Raw genomic sequence first — 26,204 nt, forward strand, 5'->3', positions numbered from 1 at the left:
CGAAGCTTGAGTCGGCGGTTTAGAGTTGGCGGCCACCCTCCTCGCGCAACAGCGCTTGCAGGGTGTCGAGGCGGGCACCGTCGAAGGCAGTGACTGTGCCTTGCTCGAACACCCGGCGCGCCAGCCCGGTCAGTACCGCACCGGGCGGTAGTTCGATCTGTAGACGCACGCCGCGCTCGTAGGCGCTTTGCACGGTGCCGCGCCAATCCACCACGCGGCACATGTTGAAGGCGAGGTCGTCGCGCAACGCTTCCACTTTGGTAACAGGCCGCGCGCGACTGCCGCTCAGGTAAGCGATTTTCGGGGTATTCAAATCAACCCTGGCGAAGGCCTCGGCGAGCGCCTGCGCAGGTTTTTCCAGCAGTGGGCAGTGCGACGGCACGCTCACCGCCAGACGTTTTGCCAGACCGGCGCCACCACTGCGCGCCAGTTCGGCCACCGCTTGCATGGCCTTGTCGCTGCCAGCGATGACCACTTGGTTATCAGCGTTGATGTTGGCCAGATACACCGGCGTTTCTTCGCTGTGCACTTGGGCCAGCAGCGTTTCCACTGTGGATAATTGCAAGCCGATGATCGCGGTCATGCCGTAGCCCTGTGGATAAGCCTGTTGCATCAGCTCACCGCGCAGGCTGACCAGATGCAATGCATCGCTGAAACTCAAGGCCCCCGCCACCACCGCCGCCGGGTAGGCACCAATGGACAGACCGGCGACGTAATCCGCGCTCAGTCCGTCCCGCAATAATTGCCGTGAAGCAGCGACCCCGGCGATCAGCAGACAGAGTTGAACCGCCCTTGTCGTGCGCAATGCCTCGGTTGAATCCAGCAGCAAAACATCTTCACCAAGAACATCACTGGCCTCGACCAGGGCTTCGCTTGGCAAACGCTGAAGCATGCCCGTTTGCTGCGCGCCCTGGCCGGGAAACACCAGCAGACTGCTCACGCTGCCTGCTCCTGCGGGTTCCACGGGTCCGTCACCAGACACGCCTGATGGGCATTTTTCAGCAGCACTCGGGACGAACCACGGGCCCATTCGCGCAAGGCCACCGCACCGAATGGCGTCTGCAATTGCGCGTCGACCCGGCACACGGTTTGATCAAAAAGTGCGACCAGTTCGCGTGCCTGATCACGGCGGATCATCTGCGGCGTACGCAGGATCAAATCGAGATCGCTGGCAGCGTGCATCGCCGCAAAACCACTGGCCAATTCAAATCCGACACTGCCGCTGACACCCCAGACCCAACCGCAACCGTCGAGCAGCGGTCGCAGCTGTTGCAGCGCCTGCATCACCGGCAAATCACGCGGGCTGTCGACATGACACAGCGCTTCAGGACTGACCCGCCGCGCGATCGAATCAACCGGCATGGACGCAGCCAGGCGTTGCTCGCGCAAAACACCGCGCACGCCGACCGCGATCAAGCCTTCCTCGCTCAACGCCCGTCGTACCACCACCGGTTGCCCGGCCGCGAGCACCTCGACTGCCCACTGCGGCGCATCTGCCGGCAACTGCGCCGGTGTCATACCCCAGAGCAGATCGTGGGCCAAAGTCAGGTTCACCACTGCGCCCTCAGCAGTTCGCGGACGCGGCTGGAAGCTGCACGATTGCTCGCACCGAGACGGCCCTTCAAATCGCTGCCGCTCACATCGTTGATCGCCTGCTTCAGGCACTCGCGCACCCGCGCCAGATCTTCCGCCGTCGGCTGTTCGATCTGCTGCACCGAGAGAATTTCCCAAAGCAGACCGAGGCTGGCGTAGCTGTCGATGTCATACGCCATCGGCGGCACGCTGGCCGCCAGCGCTTCCAGCTCTTCGACACTACGCAAGGTAACGCGCGCCGCCGAGGCCTTGCCCATCGCGTGGACCATCACGCCGGGGTCGCGCAGCGCGATCAAGCGATTGGCCTGATAACCGTGGGCGAGAAATGCGCCCGACATCGCTTTGCCCACCAGCAGCGCAATCACCGGATGCCCGGCCAATCGCGCACGGGCATAACTGTCCGCCGCGCCAGCCAGGGCCTGATGAATGCCGAGGGCTTCTTCGCGGCGGCCATACGCCTGACTCGGCACATCGACGATGGCGATGATCGGGCGCTTCTGCGCTTGGTCGCGGTCAGCGCTGATCGCGTCATCCACAGCCTTGGCCAGACCCCAGCCTTCGAGCAAACCGACTTCGCCATTGCGGGCGCGCGGGAAATGATTGTCCGGGTCAGCGACCACCGCGATAAAACGGCCGAGTTCAGCGTCGGCCACTTTCAATGACGGCGGCAAACCTTCGACGCTTTCAGCGCCCGCGCTCAACGCGTTGAACCAGTGCAAACCGCGCAATGAATAACTGCTCATGAGCGCTCTCCTTGATACAGATCGCGAACCACCGACGGTTCGATTTGCGGGTCAGTGTTCAGACTGCCGAGGCGTTGCAGAAACCATTCGGCGCGCTGGCTTCGCGGTTGAGTCGGCAAACCTTGCTGGAGCAATTCGCTGACCTGCTGACGAATCTTCGCCACGTCGTCGGCGACATATCGATCGACCAGACCACTGGCAAACCGCTGCTCACCGCCAGTCAAACTCCAAATGAAAGGCCGGTCGCGAGAGTCGTATTCCTCGATTCCGGCTTCCTGCTCGATCACCTGCGGGCCGTTCAAACCGAGGCGCGCCTCCTGAGTCACAAGCAAATAGCTGCACAGCGCTGCGGCAATCGACATGCCGCCGAAGCAACCGACGCTGCCGGCGACCACTCCGACCACCGGTTGATAGCGCTGCAAATCGACAATCGCCGCATGAATATCAGCAATCGCCGCCAGCCCCAGATTGGCCTCCTGCAAGCGCACGCCACCGGTTTCCAGCAGCAACACTGCGCGAGTAGGAATGCCGTTGCGGTTGTCTTCAGCCGCCAGTTCCAGCGCACCGGCAATCTTCGCCCCGCCGACTTCGCCAAGGCTGCCGCCTTGAAACGCGCCTTCAATCGCCGCGATGACCACCGGCAAACCGTTGAGGTTGCCCTTGGCGATGATCACCCCGTCGTCGGCTTGCGGCACTACGCCCTGACGTTCCAGCCACGGCGACATGACCCGTTGAAACGGATCGAGCAGTTCGCGAAAGGTCCCGGCGTCGAGCAAGGCTTTCGCTCGCTGCCGCGCACCGAGTTCGACGAAGCTGTGTTTGTTCAGCAACGCTGCGCTGTCAGTCATGGCCGATCTCCTCGAAACCTTGTTCCAGGCGCAAGCGCACCACCCCAGGCGTCGCGCCGAAATCGTGGATATCGATGGCCATCGCCGGCGGCGTGGTGCCGTCGAACATCCGCGCAAACAGGTGTTGCCAGCGCTGCTGCGCGCCGTTGACCGAGGTCTGCACATTGATCGTCAGCTTGCCGGCCGAACCCGGTTCGATCAGCACTTCCAGATCACCCGAACCGACACAACCGACCAGCGCACGACCCCGTGGCGGCTGCCCGGCGGGGAATTCAAACGATAGGTTTTCCATCAAAACGCTCCCTGAACAATGCCGTCGCGCTCGATGCGATCGAGCAGCAGCGTGGCCGCGAGCAAGTCAGCGGCGCCACCGGGCGAGGCATTCAATGCGATGAGTTGTTGATCGAGTTCGTGCAGGCGCCGGCGACCGCTGAGGCTGGCGCTGCCGCCGGCGTCGAGCACCGCTTGCGCGCCGTTTTGCATGGCGCGCAGGCCGGGTTCACCGGCGCGGTAGAGCACGCAGGTGTCGGCCAGCTCGGTCATGATCGCCAGCAACGCATCGAGCCGGGCGTTCTGTTCGCCGTGGCCGTTGGCGCGACTTTTGTGCAGTTGCGGCAGGCCGCGTTGCAACACGGACGGAAAGCCCAGTTGCGCTTCCCCGCGAGCACCGCGTGCGCCGTAGCGCTGGGCGACTTGTGCGCCGTGGCTGAGCGGTTGCGGTGCGTAGCGGTCGTCGAGCAATGCCAGGCGTGCGGCACACAGGGCGATGGATTTCGGTTGCAGCGCGGCGGCCGTCACCAACAGTCCCAACGCCCAAATCGCCCCGCGATGGGTGTTGACGCCGTTGGTGGTCACAAGCATGGCTTGCTCGCCTTCACGACCGATGCGGCCAATCGCTTCGCGCAACGGTAAGCCGACTTCGCCAATCTCAAGCGCAGCCTCGGCCATTTCCTTGAACGCTGGCCACAACGCCAACGCCGAAGCGTGCATCAGGCCCAGGTGCAGATCGGTGTGTGCGCCATTGCCGCGACGGTCGACCAGCGCCGGTTTCGGCGACAGATCCGCTTCGTCGATCAACGCGTCCACGGCCAGATCGGCCAGGCGCTCGGCCAGTGACAGCGGTTGCGCTTGCAGGTTGAGTGCGTGCATTACCAGCTCCTGAATTTGGCGGGCGGGTTGTACAGGCCGCCGGACCACTCGACCAGATCGGCCACGCTTTTCGCCGCGAGCAACTCGCGGGTGGCGTCGGTGCGGCGGATGCCGAGGTCTTCGGGCAAGGCGATCAGGCCTTCGCGGCGCATGCGTTCGGTGTCTTTCGGGTTATGCCGCAGGCCGATGGCGGTCACGCCGGCAACGGCAGCGATCATCGCCTGCCGCTCTTCCAGCGAGCGCGCCTTGTACAGATAGGCGATGCCTTCTTCGGTGAGCAGATGGGTGACGTCGTCGCCGTAGATCATGATCGGCGCCAGCGGCATGCCGCTTTTCTTCGCCACTTCGACCGCGTCGAGGGTTTCGACGAAGGTCGGTTTGCCGCCCTCCTGGAATGTCTCGACCATTTGCACCACGAGTTTCTTGCCGCGTTCGAGCATCGGTTGCGGCGCATCGGCGTGGCGCATGTCCAGCCACGCCGGGGTACCGTGACGGCGGCCGCGCGGGTCATGGCCCATGTTCGGCGCGCCACCGAAACCGGCGAGACGGCCACGGGTCACGGTCGAGGAATGGCCGTCGCCATCGACCTGCAATGTCGCGCCGATAAACAGGTCCACCGCGTATTGTCCGGCCAGTTGGCAGACCATGCGGTTGGAACGCAGCGAGCCGTCGCGGCCAGTGAAGAACACATCCGGGCGGGCGGCAATGTAGTTTTCCATGCCCAGTTCGGTGCCGAAGCAATGCACGCTCTCGACCCAGCCGCTCTCGATCGCGGGGATCAGCGTCGGGTGCGGGTTGAGCGTCCAGTTGCGGCAGATCTTGCCTTTCAGACCGAGAGATTCGCCGTAGGTCGGCAGGATCAGTTCGATGGCGGCTGTATTGAATCCGATGCCGTGGTTGAGCGACTGCACGTTGTGTTTTTCGTAGATCCCGCGAATCGCCATCATCGCCATCAGCACGTGCACTGGCTTGATGTGCCGTGGGTCGCGGGTGAACAGCGGTTCGATGTAGAACGGCTTGTCGGCCACCACGACGAAATCGACCCATGAAGCAGGAATGTCCACGCGCGGCAGTTCGCTGACGTCGTCGACCAATTGGTTGACCTGAACAATGACGATGCCATCGCTGAACGCCGCCGGTTCGATCAGTGCCGGGGTGTCTTCGGTGCTCGGGCCGGTGTAGATGTTGCCGGCACGGTCGGCCATAAAACCGGCCGAAAGCACTACGTTGGGGATCAGGTCCACAACGAGGCGGGCGTAGAGTTCGATGTAGGTGTGGATCGCGCCGACTTCGAGCAGGCCATCTTCAAGCAACTGACTGATGCGCAGGCTCTGGGTGCCGGCGAAGGAGAAATCGAGCTTGCGCGCAATGCCGCGTTCGAACAGGTCGAGATGCTCGGAGCGGCCAACGCTGGGCATGATCATGTGCAAATCGTGAAGCTTGGCCGGGTCGGCCTTGGCCAGCGAGCGCGAAAGGAAATCCGCCTGCTTCTGGTTGTTGCCCTCCAGCACCACGCGGTCGCCGGGATGGATCAGCGCTTCGAGCGCGGCGACGATCTTGTCGCTGGGCAACACCACGCCGTCAGCCAGCCCGCGCACCTTGTCGAGCCGGCGCTGCTTCTCGTCACGCCGCCGCGTCCAGCGCGAGTCGGGGGAAATTGTTGTTGTCATGCTCACTCCACGGGGTTCGCTGTCGTGGAGCCACGTTAGGCGTGTGTGGTGAGGGCATCAATCAAGCTGGGTGGTGAATCATTACGCTGAGCGTAACGTTCAAAAGCTACCCTCACCCTAGCCCTCTCCCGGAGGGAGAGGGGACTGATTGGGGGATGTTTGGGAATGACGCTGACCTGAAGCAGCCGTGGTGAATCCCGAAACGAAAAAATCAACAGCCCCTCACCCTAGCCCTCTCCCGAGGGAGAGGGGACCGATTGGGGGATGCTTGGGAATGACGCCGACCTGAAGCAGCCGTGGTGAATCCCGAAACGAAAAATCAACAGCCCCTCACCCTAGCCCTCTCCCGGAGGGAGAGGGGACTGATTGGGGGATGCTTGGGAATGACGCTGACCTGAACCCGTTGTAGTGAATCCATAATCGACTCGGTCATTCAGGTCGATGTTGGACGCGAGACACCTCGGTCGGCTCCCTCTCCCTCTGGGAGAGGGCTGGGGTGAGGGGCTTTCAGTCGGTTGGCACCATTTTGTCCAGCACGCGGTTCACCGCCATCTCCGCCACCATGACAATCTGCGCGATGCCCTGCAGGGTCTTGCGTTGCGAGCCTTCCACAGAAGCTGCGTGGTTATGCAGCATCACCGTCGCCGAACCAAGGGTTTCGCAGGCGTCGGCCAGCAAGGACTCGGTGTCGGCCTCGGGATTGGCCATGTACAGCGTGTTGGGGGTGTACGGCGGGGCCATGAAGTCGGCGGCGGGTGGGCCGAGGTAATGGTCGAGGGCGCGCTCGGCGGCTTCGTTGAATTTCCTGGAGTCGGGGGATTCGTAGGGGGATGCCGGGTCTTTGGTCGGCGGGTTTGGCGTAACTTTGAACATAAGCTGTGTTCCCGTTGTTTAGCGCCAACCCCTTGGCTACTAAACGAAAGGGAGGCAGCTGTACGCAGGTTAGTAGACCGGGGAACTCAGCTTAAGCCGGCGCGCCGAAGCGCCCTGCGTACAACCACCATCAAGCTCAGATGCGGAACACCTGTGATGAATGCACGACCAGCTGAATTACCGCGGGCTACTAAACCCGATCACTGGGAATCAGTGACCCGATCCAAGTTACGCAGCATGCCCTGGGCGCACAAGCCGGCGGATTCTGGTACATGCGTAGGCAGGGGCGCAAGGATTTGTAGGTTGGTGGGGCGTAACACCGGGTGTCTTTAAACACAGGCAAGGATTGGTGTTTATCGAGCTACAGGAATTGAGGATCTACCTGTGGGATTGTGGTGATGCGACTGGCGCTTTCGCGAGCAGGCTCGCTCCCACAGAGGTCGCCCGGTGTACACACCCTGTGGGAGCGAGCCTGCTCGCGAAGAGGCCATCCAAAACAGCGAAAGCCTTGGATCAGCGGGCCAAGCCAGCCTCCACCAACAACCGCTCCAACCCCAACAGATCCGGCACCTTGGCCACCTGCTCGCCAACCTGCACCGCCGCCTGCTCCAGCGCACACAACGGCACATCCACGTAACTCAACTGACTGTCCAGCTTGTACGAACGCGGTATCCCCTGCACCAGCAGGGCAATGAATTTCAATTCCGGCAACCCACCCAGCGCATTCAAAATCACAATCCTTGCCCGCTCGCCGATGACGATTTTCTGTCCGCACGCCGATTCGAAACTGATCAGCGGAATCTGCCGCTCACGCCACGTCACTCGCCCCAGATACCACGGCGGGGTGTCGAGGTCGAAGGCGCTGGCCTGGTAGTCGATCAGCTCGGCAATGGCGACGTTGGGCAGGATCAGGTTGCGATCGGCCAGCGGCAGCAGCAGTCCCGTGAGCTGGCCGGTGCGCGGGTTGTGCCGGTGTTCATGCATGTTTCTTGCTCCACTGGGCGATGCTCTCCAGCAACACCGATTCCTGATACGGCTTGCCGAGGTAGTCGTTGACGCCGATGGCCATGGCGCGGTCGCGGTGTTTCTGCCCGGTGCGCGAGGTGATCATGATGATCGGCAGGTGGCGCAGGCGTTCGTCGGCGCGCACCTGGGTGGCAACTTCGAAGCCGTCCATGCGCGGCATTTCGATGTCGAGCAGCATCAGGTCGGGCATGTGCTCTTCGAGCAGCAGCATCGCATCGACGCCGTCCTTGGCGGTCAGCACATTCATACCGTGGCGCTCGAGCAAACGGCTGGTGACCTTGCGCACCGTCACCGAGTCATCGACGACCATGATCAGCAGCGGCTTGTGCGGTTCGCTGTCGATCTCCGTGTGTGACGGTTCCTGTGCCAACCGCGCCTGCATCGCCCGAATCGGTGCGAGTAGATCCAGAATCAGCACCACGCGGCCATCGCCGAGAATTGTCGCCCCCGACACCCCCTGCACCGCCGCGAACTGCGGCCCGAGGCTCTTGACCACGATCTCGCGGGTGCCGGCCATGGAGTCAACCAGCACCGCGATGTGGCGATCGTTGTAATGCACCAGCAGCACCGGCAGCGGCAGGTTCTGCCCGAGCAGTTTCGGCCTTGGCGCAGTCTTCAGCAGCTCGCCCAGATAGCACAGCTCATAACGCTGACCGCCATATTCGTATCGCGGCGGATCGTGACGGAAGTGCCCTTCCAGATCATTCGGCAACACGCGCACGATGCCTTCGATGGTGTTTAGCGGAATCGCGTATTGATCCTCGCCGCACTGCACCATCAGCGCGCGGTTGACCGACACGGTGAACGGCAGGCGAATGCGGAAATGCACGCCCTGCCCCGGCACCGATTCGATGCTCATGCTGCCGCCGAGCTGGCGCACTTCTTCGTGAACCACGTCCATGCCGACGCCACGCCCGGAAATCTGGGTGATTTTTTCCGCCGTGGAGAAACCCGGCTGGAGAATGAACTGCAACACATCGCGGTCACTGATTTCGGCATCGGGGGCGAGCAAGCCGCGCTTGATCGCCTTGCGCCGCACGGCTTCCAGCGGCACTCCGGCGCCGTCGTCGCGAATGTCGAAAACCATGTCACCACCCTCACGGGAAAGATCGAGGCTGATCTGTCCTTGCGCCGGTTTGCCCGCCGCCAGCCGCACCTCGGCCGATTCCAGGCCATGGTCGACGGCGTTGCGCAGCATGTGTTCCAGCGGCGCGGCCATGCGTTCGAGGACGTTGCGATCCATCTCGCCATCGGCATTGCCGACGACAAACGCGACATCCTTGCCCAGCTCTTCCGCGACCTGACGAACGATGCGCTTCAGTCGCGGGACCATGCGCTCGAACGGCACCATGCGCGTGCGCATCAGGCCTTCCTGCAGTTCGGTGTTGATCCGCCCCTGTTGCTGCAGCAGGTTCTCCGCATCGTGGTTGCGGCGGTCGAGGGTTTCCTTAAGGTCGAGCAAGTCCGATGCGGATTCGAACAGCGCCCGCGACAGTTGCTGCAGCTGCGAATGCCGATCCATTTCCAGCGGGTCGAAGTCTTCGTAACCGAGGCGCTCACCGTCGAGTTGCTGGCGGCTGAGAATGCGCCCCTGGGTTTCCGTGTCGAGGCGGCGCAACTGATCGCGCATACGTTCGATGGTGGTTTCCATCTCGTTCAGGGCGATCTGCGCATCGTTGACCTGCTGCTCGATCCGCCCGCGAAAGATGGACGTTTCTCCGGCCAGATTGACCAGTTCATCGAGCAGCTCGGAAGAGACCTTGACCATGTCCGCGCCGGCGTCGGCACTCGGTGGCGCAGCCTCAGGCTTGATGACCGGAGCTGGCGCCGGCGGCGTTTCAACCTGCGCCGGATGGCTGAAATTCTGGATCGCGTTGATCAGCCGATCGGCCGGCGGGCACGGTTGCCCGGCGCGCACGCCATCAAGCATTTGCGCCAGTCGGTCATGGCCGCGCTGCACCAGCGCAAACAGTTCGGCAGACGGTTGCAGCGCACCGCTGGAGAGGCTTTCGTAGAGAAATTCCAGCTCATGGGCGAGGTCGCCGATCGGGCCGATTTCGACCATCCGCGCGCCGCCCTTGAGCGTGTGCAGATCGCGCAGCAGGGTTTCGACTTCCTGACGGTTGCCCGGCTCGGCCTGCCAGCGCAGCAGTGCGGCGCCGGAGCTTTCGATGATGTCGAAGCCTTCTTCGAGGAAGATCTCCAGCAACTCTGGGTCGTGCCCGGCGTTGTCGTGCTCGGTTGGCGCTGGGGCAGTTTCGCTGGCGGCCTGGCCCTGACGCAGCTGACGGATGGCGTCGATCAGATCCTGCGCCGGGGTCAGCGCTTGATGCGCTTGCAGTTGCTCGAGCATCCCTGCCAAGCGTGCATGACTCTGCTGCAGCAACCCTTCGAGCGCGGCGCTGTGGTTGTAGCGTCGATCGACCAGGCCTTCGTAGAGGTTTTCCAGTTCTTGGGCGAGGTCGCCCACGGCCTCGACCTCAGCCATGCGCGCGCCGCCCTTCAGGGTGTGCAAGTCGCGCTGCAATGACGACAGCGGCGCGGCGTTGTCCGGATCCTTGAGCCAGCGCTGCAAGGCTTGTCCGGCGCTGTCGAGGATGTCCACCGCCTCTTCGAGGAAGATCTCGACGATCTCGTCGTCAGGCTCGAGCGCGGCAGCCGATTGCTGCAATTGGGCGGTGGCGCTGCCCAGTTCGCGAATGTCGAGGGTGCGGCTGCCATCGCTGCGGATCAGGCCCATCGATGCCGGGTCGAGGCCTTCGTCGAGCAGTTCCTGCAAGGCGCGGATCCGCTCCGGTTGCGGGGTGATTTCCTGGCCGGCGGCGAGTTCGTCGAGCATGTTGATCAGCGCTTCGTGGGCCAGCTGCGCTTCATGGAAAAACCGCTCGCTGACCGCCAGACTGCTTTCTTCCACCGCGCCATACAGGTCGAGCAAGGCTTCGCATAAACCGTCGACCGGCAGCAGATCGGCAAGGTGCGCGCCTTCGCCGAGGGTGGTCAGTTCATCGAGCAGGGCACTGAGTTCCTGGCGCTCGCCGGGGTGTTGCTGCCAGCGCTGCAAAAGGTTTTCGGCGTCGAGGAGGATGTCCATGCCCTGCGCGAGGAAGTTGTTGATCAGTTGCGGGTCGCGCTTGAGGCGCAGGCCGCTGTCAGCGCCATCGGATCCTGCTTGGAGGCGTTCGGCGAGCAGCGCGTCGGTGCGTTTGATCAGCGACTGCGCACCGACAATTGGCGCCAGCGGATCGTGTTTGAGCTGGCGCAGGCCGACACGGAACAGGCCCTCGGCTTCGAGCAGCAATTCCACTTCATCCAGATCCAGCGGCAACTGATGCGCCTTGAACTCGCGGGCCAGTTGATCGAGTGACGCGGCAAGTTCGGCCATCGGCAAGACGCCGGCCATCGAGGCACTGCCCTTGAGCGTGTGCAGCGCGCGTTGCAGCTCGTCGCTGGCCGGCAACGGCACGTGCTCGGCGGCTTGATCGAGGAAGCGGTTGAGGCTGGCGAGGTGGGTTTCGGCTTCTTTGCGGAAGATCTCCAGCAGCAGCGGGTCCAGCGCGGCGACGTCGTCGGTGTCTTCGGCCGCCAGCAGTTCATCGCCCTTGGCCAACGCGTGGGCACGCGCAGCGAGCTGGTCGACATCGCTGCGCTGGCGTTGGCGCTGGGTGGCGAATTCGTTGATCAGCTCGGGCAGCAGCAATACTGTGTCGCCGAGCAACTGGCGCAGCACTGCGCCGGGTTCGACGCTTTGTTCGAGCACGCGGTTGAGCAGGTTTTCCACCGCCCAGGCCAGTTCGCCGAGGACCAGCGCGCGAACCATGCGCCCGCTGCCTTTCAAGGTGTGAAACGCCCGGCGCAGTTCAGTCAGCGCGGCGCGGTCCTGGGGATTGGCGGTCCAGCGCGGCAGGTATTCGTGGAGCACTGCGAGGACTTCGTCGGTCTCTTCGAGGAACACCTCGCGCAGTTCGTCGTCGACCGGTTCTTCATCGGCCGGCGGCGGCATCAGGGTGTCGGGGGTATTGCGTGCCGGCGGGTTGAGCGTCGACAGCGGACTGGCCAGCACCTCGGCCAGCGACTGCACGACTTCAGGGTCGTCGAGGCTTTGCAGGCCCTGCATGACCTGCGCTTCGCTGGGGCTGAGCACCTCATCGAGCAGCGGCACCTGCGGTTCGCCGGGCTGCTCGTTGGGAAAAAAGCCCAGCCTGGCGAGGCTGTTCTGCGCGACATCGAGCAGATGCTCGGCGGGTGCCTGCGGGTCGTCGCTCAGGCGTTCGAGGTAATACTCGAGGCTGCTGATCACATCGGCCAGATGATCGAGTTGTTCCCAGCCCGGCTCATGATCATCGAGCATCAGATGTTCACGGATAAAGCCGTTGCAGGCCTCGACCAGACTCGCCGCGCGCGCCAGCGGAATCATCGCCAGCGCGCCGCGCACCTGGGTCAGCAGGTCGGGCAGCGGTTGCAGATGCTGGCGGTCCCAATCGGCGTCGATGTAGTCGACAATCATGTCCTTGGCCTGTTGCAGGCAGATGCGCGCTTCCTTGATCACGATCTGGTGGATCTGCGTCAGGTCGGTGGTCGGCAAGCGCGCGTCGTCGGCGCTTTGCGTCTCCACCGTGCCGACCATGCCGGCCAGCGTCGCTTCGACGTAGAGCAAGGCTCCGGCGACGTCCATGAGGATCGCGTCGTTCGGTTCGCGCTGGCCCTGGGCGAGGCTGAGCACCACCGCCAGTTGATCGATGATGACTTTGCGCGGCTGGCCGAAACCCAGCACCGCGAGGGTGTCGGCAATCTGCCGCAACGGCGCGAGCAGGCTGTCCAGATCCGAGGCGTGCTGGCGGTCGCTGCGCACGAACAGGTCGAGGCGTTCCTTGACCCGCACCAGTTCTTCGCACAGCGCGGCCAGCACCGAGCGCATGGCATCGCGGTCGGGGCCGGCGAGGCGCGCACGTTCTTCATCGACCATCGCGCTGTCGGGCAACGCGTCGTCCAGGGAGTAGCGATCTTTCATGGTCAGCATCTGCCCGGTGGGATGTTCGGCTTTGGCAATATAGAACAACAGGCTTTTCAGCAGCTCGGCCGGCGCCGGTTGATTGAGGCCGACGATGCCCTGCTCGAGCAGGCGCTTGAGCTCTTTGTCGGCGTCCTTGAACAGGCTGCGCAGCGCCGGACTGTTGGCGATGACGCCCTCGCGCATGCCCTCGATCAACGCCGAGGCGACCTGCCACAACGGGCTCAACGGCGCGTCGCCGCTCAACGCTTCCAGGCGAGTAAATACCTTGGCCAGATAATCGAGGTGCGTCTGGTCATCCTGTTCGCGTAGCAGCCCCACCAGGGCCATTTGCAGCATCTGCCGCAGTTTGCGCAGCACGTTCGGCAGATCGGGCGGTTCCAGTGCGGCGAGTGCTTCGTCGCCGAGCGGCGCCAGCTCGGGCAGTGGCGGGCTGAACAGGCTGGTTTCCGCCAGCAGGCTTTCACCACGGGCGCTGCGCAGATCGTTGATCAGCGGCAAAACCACCAGCGGCAGGTCACGGCGCGCGCTCTGCACGCGGTCGAGGTACGCCGGCAAGTGCCCCAAGGCTTGCAGCATCAGGTGCAAGGCTTCGTCGCGGTGCGGCACGCGTGCATGTTGCAGGGCTTCGACCAGGTGCTCCATTTCTTCGGCGAGCAACGCCGCGCCGTAGAACTCGACCATTTGCAGACTGCCGTGGACCTGATGGATGTACGCCAGGCACTCGTCCAGCCCGGGCAAGGCCTGCGGATCGTCGAGCACGGCTTCGATCGCCTGATGCGCCAGCTTCAGCGTTTCGGCAATTTCGCCCTTGACCCATTCCAGGGCCACATAGTCGTGCCGATCACCCATAACCACTCCACTCACGCTTTATCTGTCGCCGCCGGCAAGGTGAATCCGGACACCGAACGACGCAGCTGACTGGCCATTTTCGCCAGGTTGCCGATGCTCTCGGCGGTGGCGGTGGACCCCGACGAGGTCTGCGAGGTGATCTGCTGGATCACGTTCATCGTCAGCGAGATCTGCCCGGCGGACGAGGTCTGCTGCTGCGCCGCATTGGAAATGCTCTGGATCAGCGCGGCGAGGGTCTTCGATACACCTTCGATTTCTTCCAGGGCCACACCGGCATCCTGCGCCAGTCGCGCGCCGCGCACCACTTCGGTGGTGGTCTGTTCCATGGAAATCACCGCTTCGTTGGTGTCGGCCTGAATCGCCCGCACCAGGGTTTCGATCTGCCGGGTCGCGGCGGAGGAACGTTCGGCCAGACGCTGCACTTCGTCGGCAACCACAGCAAAACCACGCCCGGCATCACCGGCCATCGATGCCTGGATCGCCGCGTTGAGGGCAAGAATGTTGGTCTGGTCGGCGATGTCGTCGATCAGGCTGACGATGTCGCCGATCTCCTGAGAGGATTCGCCGAGGCGCTTGATGCGCTTGGCGGTGTCCTGAATCTGCTCGCGGATGTTGTCCATGCCGTGGATGGTGTTGTGCACCACCTCGTTGCCCTTGTTGGCGATTTCCACGGAACGCTCGGCCACCGCCGACGATTCGGCAGCGTTGGCCGAGACCTGATCGATGGACTCGGCCATGTCGCTGATCGCCGTCGAAGCTTCGGAAATCTGCTGGGCCTGTTGCTCCGAGGCCTGGGCCAGATGCATGGCGGTGGCCTGGGTTTCCTGTACGGCAGCGGCGACCTGGCCGGCGGTGAGGTTGATGGTCGCGACGAGATCGCGCAACTGGTCGACGGAATAGTTGATCGAGTCGGCGATGGTGCCGGTGAAGTCTTCGGTCACCGAAGCGGTCACGGTGAGATCGCCGTCGGCGAGGTCTTCGATCTCGTCGAGCAGGCGCATGATCGCGTTCTGGTTGCGCTCGTTCTTCTCGGCAGTTTCGCGCAACTGGCGATTGGTTTCCCGCACCATCACCAAGCCGATGAGGATGATCGAGGCCAGCGCCAGCAAGCCCAGCACGTAGCCGCCAATAGTGTCGGTGTTGCGCCCTCCGGCCAGATGCTCGAAACCTGTAGCAAGGTGCGACGCTTCGTCGAGCAGGGTTTGCGAGAGGGTGAAGATGTTGCTCGCCGATTCGCGGACCTTGAACAGCTCCGGCGAGGTTTCGAGGATTTCGTCCACGGAGCCTGAGACGAACTGGAACAGTTCGGAGATTTCGCTTAAACGCGCACGGGCGTCGCGGTCTTCGACCTGACTGATTTTCAGCGCCGGGTTGCCCTGCAACATGCCGTTGAGCACCAGACCGAAACGCGCGGCATCGCGGCCAAAGGCATCGGCGGCCTGCTGCGAGTTTTCATCACCGGCAAGCACGGTGTTGACCGCACCGAGGATGCGTTCGGCGAGCAACGACTGCCGTTGCGCCATCGCCACCTGCGCCGCCGGAGCGCCGCGCTGCAAGAGAATTTCCACGACTTTTTCGTATTCGATCTGCAACTGCGGCACGGTTTCGGCCAGCGTCGCGGCGACCTGGTGCAGCGACAGCACGGTCTGTTCGCTGCTGAGAATCGCATCGGTGTTTTTCAGCAGGCGTTCCCAATCCATTTGCACCGCGCGCATTTCCGGGCGCACGGCGACGGGTGCCGGGGGCAGCCCGGTGTTCGGGTCACCTTTCTTCAGGTAACCCCAGCGCTGGGCGAAATCGTTGCGCGCATCGCTGAGCAACTTGAATGCAGCCGCCTTGCCCGCCGCCGCTTCGGTGGCGTTCTTGGCGATGCGTTGCGAGAGCACGCGCAGCTCACCGGCGTGGCCGATGTACTGCTTGTCGTAGTTCGCCTGGGTATTGAGGTAAGCGAAGTTGGCGAACAGCAGCATGATGAACACGATCAGCGCGATAAACAGCACGATGATCTGCGCACGACTGCGCGATGCTTCTGCCGACTTGCCTGTTTTTGCTTTTGTCATCGGTCCTCGCCTTAGAAACTCGCCATGGCCTCTTGTGGGAGCGAGCCTGCTCGCGAAGGCGGTGGGTCAGCCAGCATCAATGTGCAGGGCAGACCGCATTCGCGAGCAGGCTCGCTCCCACAGGGATGGTATTCAACCAATCAGATTGCCACACCCATGAACACCGGGGATCTGGCCAGTGCGAACAGGCTGAACACCCGCCAGTTCTGTTCGCGGCGGAAATAGCCTTTGACGAATTCGGCCTTGGAGCCCTGGCGCTTGCTGATCGACAGCGGCTCGAAACTGCCTTGCTCGAAATGCTGCAAGCCGATGACTTCATCGACCATCACCCCGGCGAACACGTCTTCATGTTCCACCACCAATACCCGCCGCTGTTTGCGCAGCGGCGACAGTTCATGGCCGAAGAAACCGCACAGGTCCATGATCGGCAGCAGCCGCCCGCGCAGATTGGCCACGCCCTTGACCCACGGTTTGACCCCGGGGACCTGGGTGAAGCGCGGCTCGTGCAGGACTTCGCTGACTTCGCCCATCGGCGCCACATACCAATGCTCGCCGAGGCGAAAGCCGATGCCGCTCCAGCGGTCCGGGCGCGCCGCTTGCGACGGCAGGTCCGCTGCCAGCAGGCGGCAGCGCTGGTCGATCTGCCAGAGCAGTTCGAACGCGGTCAGCGATTCGCTCATGATTGCGCGATCAGCCTTTGAGGACGTTGTTCAGGGTCTTGATCAGGGTGTCTTCGTCAACGGGTTTGGTCAGGTAATCCTTGGCGCCCTGGCGGGTGCCCCAGACCTTGTCGGTTTCCTGATCCTTGGTGGTGATGATGATCACCGGGATGCGCGCGGTGTCGGCATCCTTGGTCAGTTGCCGGGTCGCCTGAAAACCGTTGAGGCCGGGCATGACGATGTCCATCAGCACGGCGTCAGGTTTTTCCTGACGGGCCAGGGCCACGCCGTCGGCGCCGTTCTCGGCCTTGAGCACTTCATGGCCGTGCTTCTCGAGCATGCCGGTGAGTTTGTACATTTCAGTCGGCGAATCATCGACGATCAGGATACGTGCCATGCTCTTCCCCATTTTTCTGGTCGACTGCCGGCCCGCTGGCCGAGCGTCACTGTGCGTGTCTTACTGCGGCAAAACGGCGGCGAAGCCCGGAACATGGGCCTGGATCGCGTTGAGCAGTTCTTCTTTGCTGAACGGCTTGGTCAGAAATTGATCAGAGCCGACAATCCGCCCCTTGGCCTTGTCGAACAAACCGTCCCTGGATGACAGCATGATCACCGGCGTCGCCTTGAAAGCGCTGTTGTTCTTGATCAGGGCACAGGTCTGATATCCATCCAGACGCGGCATCATGATGTCGACGAAGATGATCCCGGGATGGTGGTCGGCAATCTTCGCCAGCGCATCGAAACCGTCGATGGCGGTGATCACTTCGCAACCGACGTTCTTCAACAATGTTTCGGCGGTGCGGCGAATCGTTTTCGAGTCGTCGATCACCATGACCTTCAAGGCGCTGGACTGCTGTTCCATAAGAGGGTTCTACCGTCGCCTTTGCGAATCAAATTGTCCGTTTTGCTGTGAATAATGGCCTGAAACCCTTGATAGCCAAGGGGCGGCGCGATCTGCCAGCCTTTTTAGCACAGTCTCCAGATGCAATCTATCGACGGGTTTTTCCTTGACCCGAAACCCGCCCGGCGCCACTCTGGCGGCACTTTTTCAATACCGATCCGGTAGCCAAATTTCGAGGAAAACCCAATGAGCGTTCGCGTCGGGATTGTCATGGACCCTATCGCCAGCATCTCCTATAAAAAGGATAGCTCGCTGGCCATGCTGCTGGCCGCGCAGAAGCGTGGCTGGGAACTGTTCTACATGGAACAGAAAGACCTGTATCAGGCCGAAGGCCAGGCGCGGGCGCGAATGAGCCCGCTGAAAGTCTTCGCCAATCCGGACAAGTGGTTCGAACTGGACGCCGAGCAGGACAAGCTGCTGAGCGACCTGGACGTGATCCTGATGCGCAAGGATCCGCCATTCGACATGGAGTTCGTCTACTCCACCTACCTGCTGGAGCAGGCCGAAGCCGCCGGCGTGCTGGTGGTGAACAAGCCGCAGAGCCTGCGCGACTGCAATGAAAAGCTGTTCGCCACGCTGTTCCCGCAGTGCACGCCGCCGACCATCGTCAGCCGCCGCCCGGACGTATTGCGCCAGTTCGCCGATCATCACGGTGACGTGATCCTCAAGCCGCTGGACGGTATGGGCGGTTCGTCGATCTTCCGCCACACCGCCGGCCACCCGAACCTCTCGGTGATCCTCGAAACCCTGACCCTGCACGGCAAGCAGCAGATCATGATTCAGGGTTACCTGCCGGCGATCGTCGATGGCGACAAGCGCATCCTGATGATCGATGGCGAGCCGGTGGATTACTGCCTGGCGCGAATCCCGGCACTGGGCGAAACCCGTGGCAACCTCGCCGCCGGTGGCCGTGGCGAAGCGCGACCGCTGACCGAGAAGGATCGCTGGATCGCCGCCCAGGTCGGCCCGACCCTGCGCGAGAAAGGCCTGCTGTTCGTCGGCCTCGACGTGATCGGCGAGCACCTGACCGAAATCAACGTCACCAGCCCGACCTGCATCCGCGAAATCGACAATGCGTTTGGCACTGACATCGGCGGCATGCTCATGAATGCTATCGAAAGCAAGCTGCAAGCTTCGAGCCGCAAGCCGCAAGCTTAAAGCCGGCCCGCGTCAGCTTGAAGCTTGCAGCTTGCAGCTTGCAGCTGCCCCTATGCAGCTTGTCGCTTGAAGCTCGTCGCTTGCAGCTAAAAACCAACATTGCGTTATCATGCCGGGCCCATGAAAACGCGATGTTGGTTTTTCTGTAATGACTCTTCCGTCCGATCTGCCCGCTGAACTCGCCCATCGTGGCGTGCGCCCGGCCGATCGCCTCGGTTTTACCCTGTTTCTCGCGGCGCTGATTCATTTGGCGCTGCTGCTGGGCGTCGGCTTCACCATGGTCGAGCCGCAGCAGATCAGCAAAACCCTGGAAATCACCTTGGCCACCTTCAAGGCCGAGAAGAAGCCGGAAAAGGCAGATTTTCTCGCCCAGGAGAACCAGGAAGGCAGCGGCACGCTGGACAAGAAAGCCCTGCCCAAGACCACCGAAGTCGCGCCGTTCCAGGACAATCAGGTCAAAAAGGTCACCCCGCCACCTGCGGCCAAGCCTGAGGTGCAGGAGGCCGCACCGAAGGCAGCGGTGACCACCGTCGCGCCAAAGCCGAAAAAGGCGCCGACCAAGAAAGAAGAAAGCAAAACCGAGGTCAAGCCGACCGTCGACGCGCCGGCGTTCGACAGCTCGCAACTGTCCAGCGATATCGCCAGCCTCGAGGCGGAACTGGCCAAGGAACAACAGCTCTACGCCAAGCGCCCGCGCATCCACCGCTTGAGCGCGGCCTCGACCATGCGCGACAAGGGCGCCTGGTACAAGGACGACTGGCGCAAGAAGGTCGAGCGCATCGGCAACCTCAATTACCCGGAAGAAGCACGGCGCAAGCAGATCTACGGCAATCTGCGCCTGATGGTCTCGATCAACCGCGACGGCTCGCTGTATGAAGTGCTGGTGCTCGAATCCTCCGGCCAGCCGCTGCTCGATCAGGCGGCGCAGCGCATCGTCCGCCTGGCCGCACCGTTTGCACCGTTTACCGGCGATCTGTCGGATATCGACCGCCTGGAAATCATCCGCACCTGGAAATTTGCCCGGGGCGACAAGCTCTCAAGCAATTAAGAGAAAATCAAAAGATCGCAGCCTTCGGCAGCTCCTACAGTGGGCCTGCGTACACCCTGTAGGAGCTGCCGAAGGCTGCGATCTTTTAAAGCCTCAGCTTGTCAGTTCGCCCTTGCGACGCCACACTAGCGCTCATGAAAAACGTCAGCCCCAGCTACCTCAAGCATCACTTCCTGATCGCCATGCCACACATGGCCGACCCGAACTTTGCCCACACCTTGACCTACATCGTCGAGCACACGGCCAATGGCGCGATGGGGATTGTGGTCAACAGGCCGCAAGAGCTGAATCTGGCCGACATCCTCGAGCAATTGCGCCCGGACATCGACCCGCCAGCACTGTGCCAGCACGTACCCATCTTCATCGGCGGCCCGGTGCAGACCGACCGCGGTTTTGTCCTGCACCCGGCAGGCAAAACCTTCCAGGCCACTGCGCAACTGGACGGCGATCTGGCTCTTTCGACTTCGCAGGACGTGCTGTTCGCCATCGCTGACGGCGTCGGTCCGGCGAAAAGCCTGATTGCCCTCGGTTACGCCGGCTGGGAAGCCGGGCAGCTGGAAGCGGAACTCGCCGACAACGCCTGGCTGACCTGCCCGTACGACGCCGACATCCTCTTCAACACCAGCAGCGAATTGCGCCTCGAAGCGGCGGCCAGGCACTTGGGGATCGACCTCAATCTGCTCACCAGCCAGGCAGGTCACGCCTGATGGCCCTGCGCCTGATTCTCGGCTTCGACTACGGCACCAAACAGATCGGCGTCGCGGTCGGCCAGGTCATCACCGGCCAGGCCCGTGAGCTGTGCACTTTGAAAGCGCAGAACGGCGTGCCGAACTGGGATCAGGTCGAAGCGCTGATAAAAGAATGGAAACCCGACGCCGTGGTGGTCGGCCTGCCATTGAACATGGACGGCACGCCCAGCGAGATGTGCGTGCGCGCCGAGAAATTCGCCCGCCGCCTCAACGGCCGCTACAACCTGCCCTTCTATACCCACGACGAACGCCTGACCACCTTCGAAGCCAAAGGCGAGCGACTGGTGCGTGGCGGGCAGAAAGGCAGTTACCGCGACAACCCGGTGGACGCCATCGCCGCCGCTCTGCTGCTGCAGGGCTGGCTCGATGAAAACACTGCATTGTTTGAATCCTGACAAGCGCTTCGGCGCTTTTCTTTTGGTTATAAACCGAGCTTCGTCCGGCAGGACGCAGCGCGGATTCACGAAGGAGCAACCATGAGCCTGCCCAATCCCGCCGATCTGATCAGCCAGATGGCGACCCGCCTCAAGGCGCACCTTGCCCAGCGTGACATCAGCGAACCGCGTTACATCGGCATCCGCACCGGTGGCATCTGGGTCGCGCAGGCGCTGCTCAAGGAACTGGCCAGTGATGCGCCGCTGGGCACGCTGGATGTGTCCTTCTACCGCGACGACTTCAGCCAGAACGGCCTGCACCCGCAAGTGCGCCCGTCCGCCCTGCCCTTCGAGATCGAAGGCCAGCATCTGGTGCTGATCGACGACGTACTGATGAGCGGCCGAACCATCCGCGCCGCGATGAATGAACTGTTCGATTACGGCCGCCCGGCCAGCGTGACGCTGGTCTGCCTGCTGGACCTGGACGCCGGTGAGCTGCCGATCCGTCCGAACGTGGTCGGCGCCACCCTGACGCTGGCCGGCAACCAGCGGGTCAAGTTGTCCGGCCCCGAGCCGCTGACCCTCGAACTGCAAGACGTCACCCTTTAATCCGCCCTATTGAGAGTCCCCCTCGCGATGACGCCTCTAGATACCAAGCGCCCGCTGCAGCTCAATGATCAGGGCCAGCTGCGCCACTTCCTCTCGCTCGACGGTCTGCGCCGCGAGTTGCTTACGGAAATCCTCGACACTGCCGACTCGTTCCTTGAAGTCGGCGCCCGGGCGGTGAAGAAGGTCCCGTTGCTGCGCGGCAAGACCGTGTGCAACGTGTTCTTCGAAAACTCCACACGCACCCGCACCACTTTCGAACTGGCGGCCCAGCGGCTGTCGGCGGACGTGATCACCCTGAACGTGTCGACATCGTCGGCGAGCAAGGGTGAAACGTTGCTCGACACCCTGCGCAACCTTGAAGCCATGGCCGCCGACATGTTCGTCGTGCGCCACGGTGATTCCGGTGCGGCGCACTTCATCGCCGAGCATGTCTGCCCGCAAGTGGCGATCATCAACGGCGGTGACGGCCGGCATGCGCACCCGACCCAGGGCATGCTCGACATGCTCACCATCCGCCGGCACAAGGGCGGTTTCGAAAACCTTTCGGTGGCGATCGTCGGCGACATCCTCCATTCGCGGGTGGCGCGCTCGAACATGCTCGCGCTGAAAACCCTCGGCTGCCCGGACATCCGCGTGATCGCGCCGAAAACCCTGCTACCGATCGGCATCGAGCAATACGGCGTCAAGGTCTACACCGACATGGCTGAAGGCCTGAAAGATGTCGACGTGGTGATCATGCTGCGCCTGCAACGTGAGCGCATGACCGGCGGCCTGCTGCCGAGCGAAGGCGAGTTCTACCGCTTGTTCGGCCTGACCACCGCGCGTCTGGCCGGGGCCAAACCGGATTGCATCGTCATGCACCCGGGGCCGATCAACCGTGGCGTGGAGATCGAATCGGCGGTGGCCGACGGCCCGCACTCGGTGATCCTCAATCAAGTGACCTACGGCATCGCGATTCGTATGGCTGTGCTGTCCATGGCCATGAGCGGGCAGACTGCGCAACGTCAATTCGAGCAGGAGAACGCCCAGTGAAGCTCAGCATTCTCGGCGCACGCGTCATCGATCCAAGCAGCGGCCTGGATCAAATCACCGACATCCACGTTGAAGCCTGCAAGATCGTCGCCCTCGGCGCCGCGCCGGCCGGTTTCAGCGCAGTAGAAACCATCGATGCCCAAGGCCTGGTCGCTGCGCCTGGCCTGGTCGATCTCAACGTTGCCCTGCGCGAGCCGGGCTACAGCCGCAAAGGCTCGATCGTCAGCGAAACCCGCGCCGCCGCTGCCGGCGGCGTGACCAGCCTGTGCTGCCCACCGAAGACCAGACCGGTGCTCGACACATCCGCCGTGGCCGAACTGATCCTCGACCGCGCCCGCGAAGCCGGCAACACCAAGGTGTTCCCGATCGGCGCACTGAGCAAAGGTCTGGACGGTGAGCAACTGGCCGAACTGGTGGCCCTGCGCGACGCCGGTTGTGTGGCGTTCGGCAACGGTCTGGAGAGTTTCCGCAACAGCCGCACCCTGTGCCGGGCGCTGGAATACGCGGCGACTTTCGACCTGACGGTGATCTTCAATTCGCAGGATCACGATCTGGCCGAGGGAGGTCTCGCCCACGAAGGCGCGGTCGCCAGTTTCCTGGGTCTGCCGGGTATTCCTGAAACTGCGGAAACCGTGGCGCTCGCTCGCGATCTGCTGCTGGTTGAGCAGACCGGCGTGCGTGCGCATTTCAGCCAGTTGACCAGTGCGCGCGGCGTTGCCCTGATCGCCCAGGCCCAGGCCCGTGGCCTGAAAGTAACGGCCGATGTCGCGCTGTATCAGCTGATCCTGACTGACGAAGCGCTGATCGACTTCAACAGTCTCTATCACGTGCAACCGCCGCTGCGCACCCGCGCCGACCGCGATGGTTTGCGTGAAGCGGTGAAGTCCGGGGTGGTTTCGGCCATCTCCAGCCATCACCAGCCCCACGAGCGCGACGCCAAACTGGCACCGTTCGGCGCCACCGAGCCGGGCATCAGCAGCGTTGAGTTGCTGCTGCCGCTGGCGATGACGCTGGTCGAAGATGGTTTGCTCGACTTGCCGACGCTGCTGGCACGCCTGAGCGCAGGTCCAGCCGAAGCGCTGCGTTTGCCGGCGGGCAAGCTGACGGTAGGTGGTGCGGCGGATATCGTGCTGTTTGATCCGAAAGCGTCGACGGTGGCCGGCGAGCATTGGCTGTCGAAGGGCGAGAACTGCCCGTTCATCGGGCACAGTTTGCCGGGTGTGGTTCGCTACACGCTGGTGGACGGGCGGATCAGTCACCAGGCTTGATACCGGGTCGCCCCCATTCCCGAGCAAGCTCGCTCCCACATTGGATCTGTGAACGACACAAATCCCCTGTGGGAGCGAGCCTGCTCGCGAAAGCTTACTGGAAGGCGCCGCGATTCTGCGCGTTGCGCACCGACACCTGATCGTTCAGCGTCCAGAAGTCATACAGCACGCCAATAAAGAACAACCCGCCGGTCAGCAGATAAAGCAGACCGCTGATCCACTTGCCTTGGTACATGCGGTGTACGCCGAACACACCGAGGAAGGTCAGCAGGATCCACGCGACGTTGTACTCGATCGGCCCGGCGGCAAAGCGCAAGTCCGCTTCACGGTCCATCGCCGGGATCAGAAACACGTCGATGAACCAGCCAATCCCCAGCAAACCGAAGGTGAAGAACCAGATCGTTCCGGTCACCGGCTTGCCGTAATAAAAGCGGTGCGCACCCGTGAATCCGAAAATCCATAGCAGGTAGCCGATGACCTTGCTGTGAGTGTCCTTTTCATTCACGCGGGGTAGCTGATAGCTGTTCATTAAGACCTCATTGCACTCGATAGATAAATATTCTTCATTTCTTTGTGACTTTTTTACAGGTGGCCGACGTATGGCAAATGTTACCGTTGCTAGCGCGAAACCCTTGTAGAACCTGACTTCTGTCGGACAATTGCGTACTTTTTGAGCATTTTTGGTTCCGTAGCCGGCCGAATGAATCGATGAACGGCCTCGGAACGGCAAAAAAAGCTGTTATAAAGTTGCGCGCTATCACTTACGAGCCACGCCTAATGCGACCATTTTTCAAGACATGGCTGACTATTTGCCTATTAATGCCACTGGCCGCCCACGCCACCAATCGTGAGCAACGTCTTCCCAACGTTAACGGCTTCACCCCGAAATCCCATGCTTCGGCTCCATCGAGCAAAAGCAGCAAGAGCAAAACCACCACGCTGAGCAGCAAGAGCCGCAGCAAACTGGTGCCACCGATGGCGAGCAAGGAAAGCAGCAATGTGCTGAGCCGTGCGGTGAACGTCCTCGGTACACCTTATCGTTGGGGCGGCAGCAGCCCAAGTAAAGGCTTTGATTGCAGCGGCCTGGTGAAATACGCGTTTAACGACGCTACGTTCGATCTGCCACGCACCTCCAACGCCATGGCCAGCGGTCACGGCGAGAAAGTCGAGCGTAAGGATCTGAAACCCGGCGACCTGATTTTCTTCAACATCAAGAGCCGTCGGGTCAACCATGTTGCCATCTACCTGGGCAACGACCGCTTCATCCACGCCCCGCGTCGTGGCAAAGCGGTGAGTATCGACACGCTGAACAAGCCGTATTGGGAAAAGCACTACGTCGTGGCCAAGCGCGTGTTGCCGAAAGAGCAACAACAGCTGCGTGTAGTCCAGCGCTGAGCTGTTTGATCTCCTGAATCAGCTTCAGCAGTACCGGCCTTTTCGCGAGCAGGCTCGCTCCCACAGAAGAATGCATTCCAGCTGAAGGAATGCGGCTTGATGTGGGAGCGAGCCTGCTCGCGAAGGGGCCGGCAGCCGCACCACCGACCCTCAGAAATTATCCGGGGTGCGCGCTTTTTCCCGCGCATGCTCGCGGCTGATCAAGCCCTTGGTCACCAGATCCTTCAGGCACATGTCCAGCGTCTGCATCCCCAGCGACCCGCCGGTCTGAATCGCTGAATACATCTGCGCCACCTTGTCCTCGCGGATCAGGTTACGGATCGCCGATGTCCCCAGCATGATTTCATGCGCCGCCACCCGCCCGCCGCCGATCTTCTTGATCAACGTCTGCGACACCACCGCCAGCAACGATTCCGAGAGCATCGAACGGACCATCGACTTCTCGTCGCCGGGGAACACGTCGACCACACGGTCGATGGTCTTCGCCGCCGAGGTCGTGTGCAGCGTGCCGAACACCAGATGCCCGGTCTCGGCGGCAGTCAGCGCCAGGCGAATGGTTTCCAGATCGCGCATTTCGCCGACCAGAATCACGTCCGGATCCTCACGCAGCGCCGAGCGCAGGGCAGTGGCGAAGCTGCGGGTATCGCGATGGACTTCGCGCTGATTGATCAGGCATTTGCGCGATTCGTGAACGAACTCGATGGGATCCTCAATGGTGAGGATGTGGTGGTGGCGATGGGTGTTGAGGTAATCGATCATTGCCGCCAGCGTGGTCGATTTGCCGGAACCGGTCGGCCCGGTCACCAGCACCAGCCCTCGCGGCGCATCGGTGATCTTGCGGAAAACATCGCCCATGGCGAGGTCTTCCATGCTCAGCACTTTCGACGGAATAGTGCGGAACACCGCGCCGGCGCCACGGTTCTGGTTGAACGCGTTGACCCGGAAACGCGCGACACCGGGCACATCGAAGGAAAAATCGGTTTCCAGATTTTTCTCGAATTCGATGCGCTGGGTGTCGTTCATGATGTCGTAGATCAGATCGTGCACTTGCTTGTGATCCAGCGCCGGCAGATTGATCCGCCGCACGTCGCCATCGACGCGGATCATCGGCGGCAGGCCGGCTGACAGGTGCAGGTCGGATGCGCCCTGTTTGGCGCTGAAGGCCAGCAGTTCAGTGATATCCATAGCG

24 protein-coding genes are annotated in these 26,204 nt (G+C 62.4%); 8 read left to right on the top strand and 16 right to left on the bottom strand.

What is annotated here, in order from left to right; genetic code table 11:
- Positions 1–19 precede the first annotated feature (19 nt).
- From mdcH to pilG, 14 genes are all read right to left on the bottom strand, one after another.
- The gene (gene mdcH, locus GXB78_RS12645) at positions 20–940 is read right to left on the bottom strand and encodes a malonate decarboxylase subunit epsilon (protein ID WP_329515624.1); all 921 of its coding nucleotides are present in this window, start codon (positions 938–940) and stop codon (positions 20–22) included.
- Complete coding sequence (locus GXB78_RS12650) at positions 937–1,557, bottom strand: malonate decarboxylase holo-ACP synthase (protein ID WP_329515625.1); 621 nt, start codon at positions 1,555–1,557, stop codon at positions 937–939. The genes mdcH and GXB78_RS12650 overlap by 4 nt, the downstream gene beginning before the upstream one ends.
- Positions 1,551–2,336: a biotin-independent malonate decarboxylase subunit gamma gene (mdcE, locus tag GXB78_RS12655; RefSeq protein WP_329515626.1), complete on the bottom strand. Its 786-nt coding sequence runs from the start codon at positions 2,334–2,336 to the stop codon at positions 1,551–1,553. Before mdcE ends, GXB78_RS12650 begins: the two co-directional genes overlap by 7 nt.
- Complete coding sequence (locus GXB78_RS12660; RefSeq protein ID WP_329515627.1) at positions 2,333–3,184, bottom strand: biotin-independent malonate decarboxylase subunit beta; 852 nt, start codon at positions 3,182–3,184, stop codon at positions 2,333–2,335. The genes mdcE and GXB78_RS12660 overlap by 4 nt, the downstream gene beginning before the upstream one ends.
- The gene (locus GXB78_RS12665) at positions 3,177–3,476 is read right to left on the bottom strand and encodes a malonate decarboxylase subunit delta (protein WP_329515628.1); all 300 of its coding nucleotides are present in this window, start codon (positions 3,474–3,476) and stop codon (positions 3,177–3,179) included. Before GXB78_RS12665 ends, GXB78_RS12660 begins: the two co-directional genes overlap by 8 nt.
- Positions 3,476–4,333, bottom strand: a complete 858-nt coding sequence (locus GXB78_RS12670; RefSeq protein ID WP_329515629.1) for a triphosphoribosyl-dephospho-CoA synthase — start codon at positions 4,331–4,333, stop codon at positions 3,476–3,478. Before GXB78_RS12670 ends, GXB78_RS12665 begins: the two co-directional genes overlap by 1 nt.
- Positions 4,333–6,003 carry a malonate decarboxylase subunit alpha gene (gene mdcA, locus GXB78_RS12675; RefSeq protein WP_329515630.1) on the bottom strand — a complete coding sequence of 557 codons (1,671 nt, stop codon included), beginning with the start codon at positions 6,001–6,003 and terminating at the stop codon, positions 4,333–4,335. The genes GXB78_RS12670 and mdcA overlap by 1 nt, the downstream gene beginning before the upstream one ends.
- A gap of 507 nt (positions 6,004–6,510) precedes the next feature.
- Positions 6,511–6,876, bottom strand: a complete 366-nt coding sequence (locus GXB78_RS12680; protein WP_329515631.1) for a DUF6124 family protein — start codon at positions 6,874–6,876, stop codon at positions 6,511–6,513.
- Positions 6,877–7,389: 513 nt separating this feature from the next.
- Positions 7,390–7,860, bottom strand: coding sequence for a chemotaxis protein CheW (locus tag GXB78_RS12685; RefSeq protein ID WP_253496759.1), 471 nt, complete (start codon positions 7,858–7,860; stop codon positions 7,390–7,392).
- Entirely contained in the window at positions 7,853–13,762 is a 5,910-nt protein-coding gene (locus GXB78_RS12690) for an Hpt domain-containing protein (protein ID WP_329515632.1), read from the bottom strand. Before GXB78_RS12690 ends, GXB78_RS12685 begins: the two co-directional genes overlap by 8 nt.
- A gap of 11 nt (positions 13,763–13,773) precedes the next feature.
- Positions 13,774–15,822 (bottom strand): methyl-accepting chemotaxis protein, encoded by a 2,049-nt coding sequence (locus GXB78_RS12695; protein WP_041476807.1) that lies wholly within the window; start codon positions 15,820–15,822, stop codon positions 13,774–13,776.
- 140 nt (positions 15,823–15,962) lie between these two features.
- Positions 15,963–16,502 carry a chemotaxis protein CheW gene (locus GXB78_RS12700; protein ID WP_253496768.1) on the bottom strand — a complete coding sequence of 180 codons (540 nt, stop codon included), beginning with the start codon at positions 16,500–16,502 and terminating at the stop codon, positions 15,963–15,965.
- Between the two features lie 10 nt (positions 16,503–16,512).
- Positions 16,513–16,878: a twitching motility response regulator PilH gene (gene pilH, locus GXB78_RS12705; protein WP_329515633.1), complete on the bottom strand. Its 366-nt coding sequence runs from the start codon at positions 16,876–16,878 to the stop codon at positions 16,513–16,515.
- Positions 16,879–16,938: 60 nt separating this feature from the next.
- On the bottom strand, positions 16,939–17,343 hold the full coding sequence (gene pilG, locus GXB78_RS12710; RefSeq protein WP_016772743.1) for a twitching motility response regulator PilG: 405 nt from the start codon (positions 17,341–17,343) through the stop codon (positions 16,939–16,941).
- 225 nt (positions 17,344–17,568) lie between these two features.
- Here pilG and gshB point away from each other — a divergent pair, with 225 nt between their 5' ends.
- The 7 genes from gshB (at position 17,569) to GXB78_RS12745 (ending at position 23,620) form a co-directional block, all read left to right on the top strand.
- Entirely contained in the window at positions 17,569–18,540 is a 972-nt protein-coding gene (gene gshB / locus GXB78_RS12715) for a glutathione synthase (RefSeq protein WP_329515634.1), read from the top strand.
- A gap of 148 nt (positions 18,541–18,688) precedes the next feature.
- Positions 18,689–19,588: an energy transducer TonB gene (locus tag GXB78_RS12720; RefSeq protein ID WP_329515635.1), complete on the top strand. Its 900-nt coding sequence runs from the start codon at positions 18,689–18,691 to the stop codon at positions 19,586–19,588.
- Positions 19,589–19,722: 134 nt separating this feature from the next.
- Complete coding sequence (locus GXB78_RS12725; RefSeq protein WP_329515636.1) at positions 19,723–20,295, top strand: YqgE/AlgH family protein; 573 nt, start codon at positions 19,723–19,725, stop codon at positions 20,293–20,295.
- The gene (gene ruvX / locus GXB78_RS12730) at positions 20,295–20,732 is read left to right on the top strand and encodes a Holliday junction resolvase RuvX (RefSeq protein ID WP_016772738.1); all 438 of its coding nucleotides are present in this window, start codon (positions 20,295–20,297) and stop codon (positions 20,730–20,732) included. Before GXB78_RS12725 ends, ruvX begins: the two co-directional genes overlap by 1 nt.
- 81 nt (positions 20,733–20,813) lie before the next feature.
- On the top strand, positions 20,814–21,320 hold the full coding sequence (gene pyrR / locus GXB78_RS12735) for a bifunctional pyr operon transcriptional regulator/uracil phosphoribosyltransferase PyrR (protein ID WP_024014655.1): 507 nt from the start codon (positions 20,814–20,816) through the stop codon (positions 21,318–21,320).
- A gap of 27 nt (positions 21,321–21,347) precedes the next feature.
- Positions 21,348–22,352, top strand: a complete 1,005-nt coding sequence (locus GXB78_RS12740) for an aspartate carbamoyltransferase catalytic subunit (protein ID WP_016772736.1) — start codon at positions 21,348–21,350, stop codon at positions 22,350–22,352.
- Entirely contained in the window at positions 22,349–23,620 is a 1,272-nt protein-coding gene (locus GXB78_RS12745; protein WP_329515637.1) for a dihydroorotase, read from the top strand. The genes GXB78_RS12740 and GXB78_RS12745 overlap by 4 nt, the downstream gene beginning before the upstream one ends.
- 94 nt (positions 23,621–23,714) lie before the next feature.
- Here the strand turns inward: GXB78_RS12745 and GXB78_RS12750 are convergent, their stop codons facing one another.
- Positions 23,715–24,149, bottom strand: a complete 435-nt coding sequence (locus GXB78_RS12750) for a TM2 domain-containing protein (RefSeq protein ID WP_329515638.1) — start codon at positions 24,147–24,149, stop codon at positions 23,715–23,717.
- Positions 24,150–24,397: 248 nt separating this feature from the next.
- Here GXB78_RS12750 and GXB78_RS12755 point away from each other — a divergent pair, with 248 nt between their 5' ends.
- Entirely contained in the window at positions 24,398–25,015 is a 618-nt protein-coding gene (locus GXB78_RS12755; RefSeq protein WP_024014657.1) for a C40 family peptidase, read from the top strand.
- 150 nt (positions 25,016–25,165) lie between these two features.
- Here GXB78_RS12755 and GXB78_RS12760 read toward each other — a convergent pair whose 3' ends face one another.
- The gene (locus GXB78_RS12760) at positions 25,166–26,200 is read right to left on the bottom strand and encodes a type IV pilus twitching motility protein PilT (RefSeq protein ID WP_016772732.1); all 1,035 of its coding nucleotides are present in this window, start codon (positions 26,198–26,200) and stop codon (positions 25,166–25,168) included.
- Between the last annotated feature and the right edge of the window lie 4 nt (positions 26,201–26,204).

This window comes from Pseudomonas moraviensis subsp. stanleyae, from assembly GCF_036283065.1.
In the GTDB taxonomy this organism is placed as follows: Bacteria; Pseudomonadota; Gammaproteobacteria; order Pseudomonadales; family Pseudomonadaceae; genus Aquipseudomonas; species Aquipseudomonas stanleyae.